This window comes from Fibrobacter sp. UBA4297 (assembly GCF_002394865.1).
Lineage (GTDB): Bacteria > Fibrobacterota > Fibrobacteria > Fibrobacterales > Fibrobacteraceae > Fibrobacter.
This window is the reverse complement of record NZ_DGUZ01000009.1, coordinates 260,465-272,531: the sequence shown is the minus strand read 5'-3', so window position 1 is coordinate 272,531 and position 12,067 is coordinate 260,465. Positions and strand designations below refer to the sequence as shown.

Below are 12,067 nucleotides of genomic sequence, written 5' to 3'. Positions count from 1 at the left end.
TATACATAAATTTTAAAATGCAAACAGTTAAAGTGAAAAAATGTCTAAATTCTTATCGAAAAATGAAACGATTTCTGTTTACACTACTCTTTAGCGCCGTTTTTGCTTTTGCGCAATCCGGTTTTTCGTTCAATAGCAGCGGAATTCACGTTCCTAGCGCGCGTACGCTCAACCCCGGAGATCTTTTTGTCTTGGGCGGATTCGAGATGGCAAGCAGCAACAAGCCTGCTAGCATCGAAGGATTCCTCGTCGACGAAAACGGCAACCACAGGAAATTGACTCCATCCCCATCGAATACGGTTCTTGGATTTATAGGCTATGGAATTCTTGACTTTCTGGATGTCGGACTCCACGTGAGCGTCCATTATGACGGCGACGCAGGCGGAACAAGGCTCAAGGGGCTTGGCTTTGGCGACCTTGGACTGATGGTCAAGGCTCAACTCCCAAACCAGTCGTTAAGAGACTTGTTTAACTTCGCCGCAGCACTTGAAGTCTTTATTCCTAGCGGGACAAACGAGAAAGGACTCCGTCCGAGACACCTCTGGTACATCCATAAAGGCGACATCACGCATTCATATTCCTCGGCAGACTATACCATTGCCGGAACGCTCTACATGACATTAAACATCCACAGGAACCTCAACTGGAACAACTACGCGGGCGTCCTGAGAAACATTGAAAATGGAGAGAACGTTTTTGTATGGGGTATAGGATTCAACATATTCCCTTACGAATGGGTATCGCTTGTTCTTGAAGCATCTGGAGAAACCTGGATTCGCACCAGGGACGTCTTTAACGGATTCCTGAACGACCAGTTGAGATTTTCGCCGGGACTGAAAGTGCGGCTCCCGAAATTCACAACGCTCTCTATCAGTGCAGACCTTGGCATGGACCTTTTCAGAAAGCGGAAACTGCGCCATGGCCACGCCATTACCACAAAGAACAAAGGTCACGAATATTCGTACACCGTTCCCGGAAGTTCCCCCATTACAGCCTCCATCAAGCTTAGCCGAACGTTCGACCTCAGCGGAAGGATTGAGAACTTTAAAAAGAAGATGGACGCATGCCCCAAGTCCGGCCTCACGTTTAAAGAAAACAAGTACCGTTGCGCACCAGACTCCGACAGTGACGGTATTGCAGACGACCTGGACCAGTGCCCGGATACGCCTGCAGAAGTACTTATCGACGAAAACGGCTGCCCATTCGATAACGACCGCGACGGCGTTCCAGATTACAAGGACAAATGTTCCAATACAAAGGAAGGCTACCCCGTTGATGAATTTGGATGCATTCGCGACAACGACAATGATGGCATTCCAAATGAACTAGACAAGTGTTCCGATTCCCAAGCGGGTGAAGAAGTCAACGAACAAGGGTGTATCCTCGATACAGACGAAGACGGAGTGCCAAACGCGCTAGACTCTTGCCCGAATACACCAGCAGGACTCAAAGTTAACAAGTACGGCTGCTTTATGGACTACGACAAAGACGGTGTTCCAGATGAATGGGACAGGTGCCCAAGTAGCGCCCCGAATGAAATTGTAAATATGTACGGTTGCCCAATCGACTCTGATGAAGACGGCATTCCGGACTTTATGGACAAATGCGAAAATACGCCGTCACGCGTTGCTGTAGACAGCATCGGATGTAGATTAGACTTTGACCGTGATGGAGTGTTCAACGAGGACGACCGATGCCCCGAAACTCCCGACGGAGCCCCAGTAGACAAAGCCGGATGCCCTATAGATTCTGACAAGGACGGAGTAGTCGATTATCTCGATAACTGTCCCAACACGCTAGAGCATACGGCCGTTGACGAAAATGGGTGTCCCATCCGCGAGAAGCTGAACCTGGACAAGATAGCAAGGCGAATTACCTTCCATAAAGGGACAGACAAGCCGTTGAATTCCTCGTACACAGCGTTCAGTGATGTCGTATCTATCATGCGACACAACAAGAAAATTGCTATTGAAATTCAGTGCAGCGTAAAGCCGGGCGAAGCGATGGTCCCGCAAGCTCTATCGGAAGCTCGCGCTACGGTCATTTACGAATTCCTAATAAACAAGGGAATCAAGGAAGAACGACTCAAGGCAACAGGCTTTGGAACGCAATTACCGGCGGATTCTCACGGACATACGAAGTTGAACCCTGTAGGCGTGCGACTTCTGCCGTACAACATCAAGGATGAGTAGTAGATTCTATGGTCTACGCCCATCCTTATTATTGAACAAGAACGCGATGACGAGTGCGACAACGACGTACAACGCGACTGCAGATAAAAGCCCGAGAATCTCCGAGCCAGAGAGAGCCTCCACCTTGATATACAAAAGGACGGAAAGAGGCATGGCGAGTAAAAAGAGGATTCCGGGGATTTTCTGTTTCATGGAAAGCAAGATAGTAAAAAAGCCGCATAACGCGGCTTGAAAAAAGGTGATTCCCGCTTACTTCGACTTCGCTCAGCACAGGCTCCGGCGGGAATGACATGATTAATTACTTCACGGTAATCTGGAACTTCTTGTCACCAGCGTTGACCTGGTAGTAGCCCTTGAAACCACGGAACTTGGCAACGCCATTTTCATCGGCGGTAGCGTAGAGGTCCGTCGTCCAGACCTTGTGCCACAAGTCGTAAACGCGCTTTGCAGCAGGCTTTTCGCGACCGTCAGAAGCGATCATGCCGCCGTTCTTGACCCAGTGACGATTGTCCCAGAAGCCCCAAAGCACAATGCCGTTCACTGCCGGGTGGCTAAATGCAGTACGGATAAACGTTTCGAACTTTTCGGCCTGGACTTCTTCGGAGTCGTTCATACCGACCTGCCAATCGCCCACGTCAAATTCCGTGACCTTGATCGGGAGGCCAAGAGAGGCAAGCTTATCGAGACGAGTCTTGATGAGTCCCGGAATAACAGGACGCAGCCCAAAGTGGCACTGCACGCCAATGCCCATCACAGGCACCTTGCGTTCGAGCATACCCTTGATCAAGCCATAATAGCGATCCGTTTCACCTGCAGCAACGACGTTGTAATCGTTGATGTAAAGGAATGCGCTCGGGTCAGCCTTGTGAGCCCAAATGAAGGCACTGTCGAGAATGCCCCAGCCGCACTTGTTGAACGTCCAGGATTCGTGAATCGGTTCGTTCCACACGTCGTATTCGGTAATCTTGCCCTTGTATTCCTTGAGGTCGCGGTAGATACGGGCCTTGAGCTTTTCAGCCATTTCTTCGCAGCTACCCTTGTTGCTATAGTGCTTGTCGAAACCGTAGCCTTGGTGGCTCCACATGAGAGCGTGACCACGAAGCTTCCAGTGATTCTGGGCCGTGAAGTCGGTGTATTCCTTCATTTCTTCACGCTTGATCTTGCCCTTCTTCGGTTCATATTCCGGCCACTTGAACTGGTTTTCAGAGACGCCATGCCAGAAGTACTTCTTGGCAGCATTGCGGTACCAATTTTCGGTGCTATCCTTGGTGTCGTAGAGAGCGAGCGCCGTACCGAACGGGAACGAATGGCGCAACAGCTTCACGTGGACTTTTTCGCCCGGATTTGCCTTGACCGTGAAATCCACCTTGCGGAGGCTATCGATGCGGGCATCGGCATTGTTATACCAAGACGGGTCAGACATTTCGTCCATCTTTTCAACTTCGACATCGTCGAGCTGGATCCAGCCCTTCTTAAGACCAATCTGGAACGTAATGTTGTTGAGGCCGTAACCCTTCTGGTCGGCAAGGAAAATCATTTCATAAGTCTGCCACTTGTCTGTCAAATCGAACGAAGCGCTTTCTTTTTGGCGATAGTCCGGAGGACCGCCCTGCACCACGGAATTGATGGGCATGTTGCCCTTAGCCTTGAACGAGAGCTTATAAAAACCGGAGTCCGCCAAGAATTTAGGCGGCTGGAGCTGCAAGCCCCACCACGGATTCGGAAGTTCCTTCACGACGACCTTAGCGCCCTGGGAACCATCGACACCGAGTCCCTGCACGGCAATCTGCGATTCAGCTACAGCTGGACCGTCAGGATTGTTCCACAGATACCAGCCGCCGTCACCATACTCCATATCGCCATTGTTCAACTGTGCAAAAGACGGCACAGAAAGCGCCATGGCAACGGTCGCCGCAATCGCAAGAGCTTTATTCTTTAAAATCATGAAAACCTCAATTCAATGTTTCTAACCTAAATATATACTTGAACGGCGTTTTTCGAGTGATTTTGGGCGTTTTTTGGTTCCACTAAAATACAAATGTTGCAAAATGTGTAGCAAGTGTATTGATTACATAGCGCGTGAAACGTGTTTGTAATTACGTTATTACATTTTTTTCTGATGAAATGTAATTTTCAAAAGATGAGTAGGATCGTATATTTTTCAAGCAATATCTATATTATGGATATGTTACGATTAATAATGTTGTCTTTGTTTTTTGCTTTATTCGCCGCATGCGATAGTGGCGATAGTTCCGGCATAACACAACCTGAAGATTTAAAACAATACACCATAGAACTTTATCTGGAAAATCGAATTATCCCCGATTCCGTTAATATTATCGTTTTTTCAAAAAATCATATAATCGAAAAAACAGTCAAAACACGAAAGCGATGTTTTAGCGGCTCTCCATGTTTATTCGAAACGGCACCTCTCAAATATGGTGAATATGCCAAAATTACAGCTTTTGCCCATGCTATCAGCGAGAACGATACAACAAAAATGGAATTTTCCAGTTTTGCCCCCATGAATGCAACAAAACCGATTTTGAATATCTATACAGCAGCAGCATCAAAAGCTATCGAATATTTTTTACGCGAAAAAAACATGTCGTACGAAGATGCAACGACAAAAGCGTATGACAATATGAAAGATTTTGGAAATTCAGACCAAGGATTTGAAAGAGACAGATGTAAGCCAAACGTTTCCTCGATGTGTCCAATCCAACTCCCCTACGTTTACTGTCGTTATTTCCTTTCTGATTCTGTATTTTATAGTGATTTTCTTGAATTGCAAGATGCAATTCGCGATGGCGAATGGGGCGATACGCTATTTCGCGTCCGAGCCGCAGATGCTTTGGTCCGTACATTTAAAAACATGAGTTGGGACAATGTTCCAGGAATAAACATCTTTTATAATTACCATGATTTCTATCCAAACTTTTGGGAAAGCATTTACGGCATGGAAGTTTGCAATGACAACCACATCGGTGATACTCTTGTAAACGCCAACCGCCGTAGTGAATTTTATGATAGCGTTTTTGTTTGTGCAGGGAGAATGCTACAAGGTGGAATCAAATGGCAACACTGGAGAATCCGTGAACCCGAAGAAGCAAAAATGGGTATATGCAATCCATTCGAATTAAGGCCTGGAATCATAAACAAATACAATCCCCAAGTGGGAGAAATTGATTCCGTCATTTACACTTGCGGCCTAGAAGGATGGGAAAAGACTAATGACGTAAACATCATTCTTAAGCACAGACATATTCCTTGCAGTAAAGAAACTGTTAACAGGACCTACATTTACAACGATTCTCTTTACCTGTGCCAAATCTTTACCTATTCCAGCGAAGAATGGCCTGATGCATTTTTATTCGGTCAACAACAGACCTATTACGCATGGACTAGGGATAAAGACATCATCGATTCAGTTTATCCTGGCGGAGTCCCTGATTCTGCATTGCTGAAAAATGTTGAGGGGTTATGGAAATAAATCTTAAATGGTTGAAGTTTGTTGTTTTTGCGTATGCCGTGTTGCTTGTAGCCTGCGGCTCCGATACCTATTACTCGGGACATTTTGAAGATTTAGATGATAATTTCGGCAAGTCCTCTTCTAAAATCACAAGTAGCACAAGCCAAATATTCAACGAAAACATTGCTTTTGAAGGCCGATTCAACCTAGTATCCGTTTTTGAGCCTATTAAACTTGAAATATCCGCACTGGACGAAAACTTTGAAAAAACACAAACCATCGAAGCACGCATTGTAAGGAACAGGCTAGAATTTACATACAAAGCTCCAGAAATTCACTTTTATAGACCTTTTGCTCAACTGGATTTCACTTGCCGATTCCGCGACACAAAAGACAATACCGAAATGCAGTTCACCATCATCGCTGACATGAACGAAAAAGAGTACTACAATATTGATTTTTATAGAACTCTAGAAAGCGGATACTTGAAAAAGCTCTTACAACAGAAGGAAAACTTTGACATAGCAAGGCAACACACTCGTGAAGCAATACACAATCTTTTAGATCCAGAACTTGAACACGAATACGGCATTAGTAATGCCCCATACGGCAAGGACACACTTGAAGCTCTTGCTTATAACTACAGTCTTTTTTTCACATGGGATTCCACATTCTACAAGAATTTCAAGAAACTTTCGCAGGCTGTAGGAAGCGACAAGACTTGGGATGAAATTTTATCTGTTTCTGATATTTCGGAACGGCTTATTGACCATTATAGACTTGAAGAATCCCGCTGCGACAAGACCGTTCTCGAAAACATCGCTCAAGACCGTGATTTTTCTCAGCTCCGTTATAATATGGCCATATGGATTGCACAAGGGAAAAATGACATTGACTGCAAAGCCATCCCACAAAAACCGGCAATTGATACAACAAAAAAAGATACAACTTCAAAAGACCCTATTATCAAAAAATTTGGGAACTGCACAGTCAACAGAAAGCACACCAAAGCAAAACTTGGAGACGGTGAATATTACAGCTGCAACGGAACCAAATGGATTTCCGTAAGCGCCCCAGAATACCATGAAGATTTCGGCAAAAGAGGTGAAATAGTCACCTACGATGGCTCTTACTTCATGTGCAATTACGAGTATTCGTGGCGCCTTTTAAATAACGATGAAATTCTCCCGCCTGTCAAAGACTTATTAAAATGCAATGACCATCAAGTTGTTGAATACGACAACAAATATTACCGTTGCAGATTCGAATACGTTTCGCTCGTAATTCAAGACGCTTGGCTTGAAATTCCAGAGGACAGTGTTGCGCAGTACCAAAAGAATGGCAAATTCTGCACAGATTCCACACAAGGAATTACCGAGGAAGAAAAAGGTTCATACTTTACCTGCAATCATTATTCGTGGACAAAACTTTTGGACTATGAGAAAAAACTGTACGAACACGAATTAGCCCACAAAGATGAATGCAAGAATGGCACCAAAGGAACTGCGATATATTGGAACAACTCAAACTACTTCTACTGCAATAACGATACGCACAGTTGGAAATCCATGGGCATTCAAAATCAAGAGCACTATGGATTAGGAATATTTGATGGAGGCGTATTCATAAGTAACGACACCCTTGAAAAGGAAATAGACGATTTTACGATTAAAGCTTCGCAAAGACCTGGATGGATTGCAGGGTTATTCGACGTCATAAATGTTACGGCAAATATTAATTCGCACCCCTACGGAGCATTTTTCAAAAAGACTCGCCCTTACCTTTCAGGATTACGAGGAGACAAGACTATAGACTTTAAAAATCTGCCTGACCAAAGCGAAAGCTTTGACAAATTCATGGAACAGTACACGCACCCCGAAAGCGCCTACCCTGCCTATATCACTCAATTGACAAACGTAGGCGAAGAATCCTATATGGATTTTGCTACAGCCGATAAATTCTGCCCTAAAGGCTACCACCTTCCCGATACAACCGAATGGAGGACGGATTCGTTAAATGCACTTCCGATAAACGCAAGTATTTACCACGACAGCCCATTATACGTACGTTACAACGGGAAAACATACCTCTACGATATTTACTGGACAAAGACTCCCGTAAATTCAACGACCCAATACTGTATCGAAAATCATTCTGAAAACAACCAAAACACATCAAGCCGAATAATTGAATGCCCCAAAGACTTGTATCCAGGCGTACAAACATTATGCATTAAGGATGGTGAATCAAATGATTAGATATTTCTTGATTCTTTGCTTAGGAATTTTCCTCATCTCTTGTAGCGACGACAATTCAGCAGGTTCTAGCATTCATTATGTTGAAGGCAATGAAAATGTTGAAAGTCGGACCTTGGCGCTTCAAGGCAAATTCAGCCTAAACAACAAGCTTATTCCTGTTAAAATAGACATTGATGTTGTTGATGAAAATCTTGATTCCATAGCGACGATAAAAGCGTCATTGAAAAAAGAGCGAAACGGCACCATTACATTTTCATCGGATTACGACGATTTTGCATCGTCAATCGTACGCATCAAGTATACTTGCGCTTATAACGATTCTTCTAGCAAGCTTAAAATGGATTTTGTTGAATACATCAATATTGATAAGAATCCAAGACCAACATTAAATCTGCCCATGGCGTTGGCAAGCGAACGTATCAAAGAACTCGTGCAAGAAGACGGATTTTATCTCGCCCGTGCTAAAGAAAAAGTACTCCGAGAAATTTTTGAACTTCTGGATTACAACAACAAGCAGATTATAGATTTTGAGCAAGATTCAAGCAGCAAGCATCTTGCAAAACTGAATCAACATGTCAATATGATAAGCACGGTTGAAAAGAGCGATAGCGCTTTTTACAAGAACTACAAATCATTACGTTCTGCAGTCGGCAGCGAAAAAACATGGCAAGATATTCTTTCGGAAACAGAAATTGCGGACATGGCTTTTGCACACGATCCCGACATCATTTACGCCGATTATTGGACGAAAGCTTTTGGACTCGGAAGTTGTGACAGCACCCATTTTCAAGACACAACGATAATTTCAAACAAAGAAAGCGTTTACAATAAAAAGAAATTCTTGTGCGATTACAAAAACAAGACATATTATTGGCGCACATTTAACGATGTAGAAGCAGTAAATGGCTTATGCACGTACGACAGAAAAGATACCGTCATTCAAGATAGTCTCGTATGGACTTGTGATTCAGCTAAGACAAAATGGAACGTAATGTCAGGGGAACAAGCACTCCCCTATCAGAACATCAGCTGTGATAAAATTTTAGAAGGCACATACATCAACTATAATTCAAAGAATTTTGCATGCGTCTACGAAAACAACAAATTCATTTGGAAAAACAGTGTTTCCGAGAACTACAAATGGCGCAATTCATTGGACGTCTACCTCAAAAATAAAGTCGGCTTGTGCGATGAAGACAACTCGCTTGGAAGATCAACCATTATGGATAACAAGTATTATCAATGCCGCGACGGTATTTGGACCGAAGTAGACAAGATTTCGTATTACTTGGGATACTGCAACAAATCTAGAACCAACAACAAAGCCATGCACGATTCTGTCGGGTATTTCATTTGCAATGACAAATGGACTGAAATTCCAATACCACAATATTACGGCGATATATGCACAAAAGGATTTGTTCATTACGCAAAAAAATACGGCGATACCTATTACATTTGTAAAGACCAACCAAATTACTATTGGTCTGTAGCGTTAAAAGAAGAACTTTCTATCCCTATACAGAACGATTATTTTTGCGAAGAAGAAAACAATGGTGAAGTTTTTGAGCTTGATGGTGTAGGCTATAAATGCGTTTACCCAATATGGCAATATGCCCAAGATTTTGAAGTTAAAGTCAGTAAAGCAATGGAGCGTAACAAATATTCCAAAGACATGTGCAAAAACGGCCCCGCCAACTCATCTATATTCTGGGATAAAATAGATTCAACATTCTACGGGTGTGTTGATAGCTATACAGAAGCCAACTACGGATGGGGTAAAGTAATTTGGAACAATTACAACAACCCTCTTACCAAATTTAAGAGCCCTGAAGATTTCGCAGGTGGCACTTATGATAGCTTGAAAAACTATAAAGTAAACGGATGGACATTAACATTTTCGTATGGTTCCTCTTCATTAAGTGGTAGTATAGAGTACATAACACTCTATCTGAAAAAAGCTATATCACCCAAAGGTGATGAATACGACGTTCTAGAGGGGAATAATGTAACCGTCATTCGTGCCGCTGCAGAAAATAAAACTGTTTCTTTAGACAGCATTACAAACAAAAGCGATTCCTTTGACAAATACTTTACCGATTGGAAAAATAAAATCATTGAATCCACACAATGCCCCACCCCGACATTACCTGAATTAAAATGCGTTTCAAATTGGGATGAATCCGACATCGAAATCAATTTCACCAATTACAACCAAAATTCATACGCAACTTGGAATCAAACAAAAAGCTTTTGCCCAGAAGGCACACATATTCCAAGTGCCGAAGAATTGTCCATTAGCAATTATGCAGCTTCATTCAAAAACGAGCGCTTTACCGCAGTGCAGCAGAAAATGAACAATGGTAAAAAAGGGAGTTTTTCAGCAAACTACGCTCTTGTATGGACAAGCACAGAAAAAGATTCAAAGACACAATACTGCCTTGAATATGTGAAATCCAATAGCAATCAAGTTGTTGCAAGTGGCATTGTCGAATGCCCTAAAGACCTTTACCCTATGGTTCAGGTGGTCTGCATCAATGACGGGAGGAAACCATGAAAAAATTTTTAAAGAGTTTACTTCTAGTTTGGGCGCTTTTGCCTGCATTGTTTTGGTCTGGGTGTTATATGTATGAATATGAAATTGAAAAAGAAGCTCACAATTGGCAATTTGTAGGTCTAGTTAATGATTCTATCGCTATTGTCAAGGTTACCCTAGAACAATGGGGAACTGAACATGATAACCACTTAATGGGATATGATGATGATTTCCATAAAACAGTTGAATCTCATTACTATTGGGTACAGATGAATTCTTATGACATAAGCAAACATGATGGTTCTATCCAAAAGTTACCGGAGTTAGACTCTACGGATCAGTATAGCAGGCAAATAGAAAAAATAGTTGAATATTCGACAGCTTGCGCCATAATCTTGCAGGACAATAAAAAGAAAAATCTCGACACACTGGAAATAGACCATTGCCCAAAAGAAAACTCTGCAGAATCGCCTAAATTCGTTGGAAATTACGTGAAAATTGACAATTGCTTTTATAAGATCGAAAAAGGCAAATTCCTAAGCCAAAAACCGACTTACAAATTTAAGCACGAAAATTACAACATCAAGTTTGTCAAAGCCAATGGCGATTATATCATTTACGGTGGTGAACCTTAAAATACTATATTAAAGACATGCATTACAAACCTTATCGCGAATTACTTTTGGAACTGTTCCCCAATTACCTCAAGGTGCGCAAACTCCCGCTCAATGGCGGCATGAGTTGCCCGAACCTCGACGGAACTAAGGGATTTTCGGGTTGCAGCTACTGCAACAACCGCAGCTTTAGCCCTGTTTTTGACGAGGCTAAAGTCTCGATTCAGGAACAGCTCGAAAAGTACGTTCCGAAGCTTCGCGACAAGTATCCGAATGCGGGCATCCTCGCCTACTTGCAGCCGTACACGAATACGCACGCGCCGCTTGAACATCTGCGCGAAATCATCAATCCGATTATTAAGCATAAAGAAATTGCAGGGCTTGCGATTGGTACACGCCCAGATTGCCTTGAAGACGAAAAGATTGAATACCTTGCGGAACTCAACCGCAAAAAGCCGATTATCGTTGAAATCGGGCTCCAAACCGCAAACGACTTGACGCTTGCAGGCATCAACCGCAGGCACACGCTTGCGGAATTTGAAGACGCCGTAAAGCGTTGCCAAGCGGCAGGCCTTACGGTAACGACGCATGTGATTGTCGGGCTCCCTGGCGAAAAGATGGAAGACTTTAAGCACACGGCACAAGTCGTTCACGATTTGAAACTTGCAGCTGTCAAAATCCACCCATTACACATTGTGGTCGGCACGGTCATGGCTCAGGATTACGCCAATGGCGAAGTCAAATTGCTCTCGTTCGAGGAATACTGCGAAGCGGTTACCGAGATGATCAAGATTATTGGCAAGGATATCGCGATTGAGCGATTCAGCGGCGAAAGCCCGAGCGAGCTCTTGATTGCACCGAACTGGTGCGGGGAACGCGACAAGATTATTGCTACAGTCGAAAAATTGTTAGATAGTCATTAGTCAATAGTTATTAGTGGTTGGTGGTAAGGGGGCCAAAATGTCAATGCTGTTTACTATAATTTCTTTCGTCTC

8 protein-coding genes are annotated in these 12,067 nt (G+C 43.3%); 6 read left to right on the top strand and 2 right to left on the bottom strand.

The annotated features are described in order from the left end of the window. Positions 1 to 62: 62 nt before the first annotated feature. Positions 63 to 2,192 carry a thrombospondin type 3 repeat-containing protein gene (locus B3A20_RS04420; RefSeq protein WP_290762334.1) on the top strand — a complete coding sequence of 710 codons (2,130 nt, stop codon included), beginning with the start codon at positions 63 to 65 and terminating at the stop codon, positions 2,190 to 2,192. A gap of 6 nt (positions 2,193 to 2,198) precedes the next feature. Here the strand turns inward: B3A20_RS04420 and B3A20_RS04415 are convergent, their stop codons facing one another. Both B3A20_RS04415 and B3A20_RS04410 read right to left on the bottom strand, forming a co-directional pair. Further along, positions 2,199 to 2,384, bottom strand: coding sequence for a hypothetical protein (locus B3A20_RS04415; RefSeq protein WP_290762333.1), 186 nt, complete (start codon positions 2,382 to 2,384; stop codon positions 2,199 to 2,201). A gap of 106 nt (positions 2,385 to 2,490) precedes the next feature. Next, entirely contained in the window at positions 2,491 to 4,137 is a 1,647-nt protein-coding gene (locus tag B3A20_RS04410; RefSeq protein ID WP_290762332.1) for an endo-1,4-beta-xylanase, read from the bottom strand. 234 nt (positions 4,138 to 4,371) lie between these two features. On the opposite strand from B3A20_RS04410, the gene B3A20_RS04405 reads away from it, so the two are divergent. From B3A20_RS04405 to B3A20_RS04385, 5 genes are read left to right on the top strand one after another with little or no spacing between them, the layout of a single operon-like run. Continuing rightward, positions 4,372 to 5,685, top strand: coding sequence for a hypothetical protein (locus B3A20_RS04405; protein WP_290762331.1), 1,314 nt, complete (start codon positions 4,372 to 4,374; stop codon positions 5,683 to 5,685). Further along, the gene (locus tag B3A20_RS04400) at positions 5,676 to 7,922 is read left to right on the top strand and encodes a hypothetical protein (protein WP_290762330.1); all 2,247 of its coding nucleotides are present in this window, start codon (positions 5,676 to 5,678) and stop codon (positions 7,920 to 7,922) included. Before B3A20_RS04405 ends, B3A20_RS04400 begins: the two co-directional genes overlap by 10 nt. Further along, positions 7,915 to 10,479, top strand: coding sequence for a hypothetical protein (locus B3A20_RS04395; RefSeq protein ID WP_290762329.1), 2,565 nt, complete (start codon positions 7,915 to 7,917; stop codon positions 10,477 to 10,479). The genes B3A20_RS04400 and B3A20_RS04395 overlap by 8 nt, the downstream gene beginning before the upstream one ends. Continuing rightward, entirely contained in the window at positions 10,476 to 11,093 is a 618-nt protein-coding gene (locus B3A20_RS04390) for a hypothetical protein (protein WP_290762328.1), read from the top strand. Before B3A20_RS04395 ends, B3A20_RS04390 begins: the two co-directional genes overlap by 4 nt. 17 nt (positions 11,094 to 11,110) lie before the next feature. Continuing rightward, complete coding sequence (locus B3A20_RS04385; RefSeq protein WP_290762326.1) at positions 11,111 to 11,995, top strand: TIGR01212 family radical SAM protein; 885 nt, start codon at positions 11,111 to 11,113, stop codon at positions 11,993 to 11,995. Positions 11,996 to 12,067: the final 72 nt, after the last annotated feature.

What these genes read in the sequence shown, in the direction of transcription:
- B3A20_RS04395 (WP_290762329.1), top strand. Translation starts at nt 7,915, where the DNA reads ATGATTAGATATTTCTTGATTCTTTGCTTAGGAATTTTCCTCATCTCT.
- B3A20_RS04385 (WP_290762326.1), top strand. Translation starts at nt 11,111, where the DNA reads ATGCATTACAAACCTTATCGCGAATTACTTTTGGAACTGTTCCCCAAT.
- B3A20_RS04400 (WP_290762330.1), top strand. Translation starts at nt 5,676, where the DNA reads ATGGAAATAAATCTTAAATGGTTGAAGTTTGTTGTTTTTGCGTATGCC.
- B3A20_RS04405 (WP_290762331.1), top strand. Translation starts at nt 4,372, where the DNA reads ATGGATATGTTACGATTAATAATGTTGTCTTTGTTTTTTGCTTTATTC.
- B3A20_RS04410 (WP_290762332.1), bottom strand. Translation starts at nt 4,137, where the DNA reads ATGATTTTAAAGAATAAAGCTCTTGCGATTGCGGCGACCGTTGCCATG.
- B3A20_RS04415 (WP_290762333.1), bottom strand. Translation starts at nt 2,384, where the DNA reads ATGAAACAGAAAATCCCCGGAATCCTCTTTTTACTCGCCATGCCTCTT.
- B3A20_RS04420 (WP_290762334.1), top strand. Translation starts at nt 63, where the DNA reads ATGAAACGATTTCTGTTTACACTACTCTTTAGCGCCGTTTTTGCTTTT.
- B3A20_RS04390 (WP_290762328.1), top strand. Translation starts at nt 10,476, where the DNA reads ATGAAAAAATTTTTAAAGAGTTTACTTCTAGTTTGGGCGCTTTTGCCT.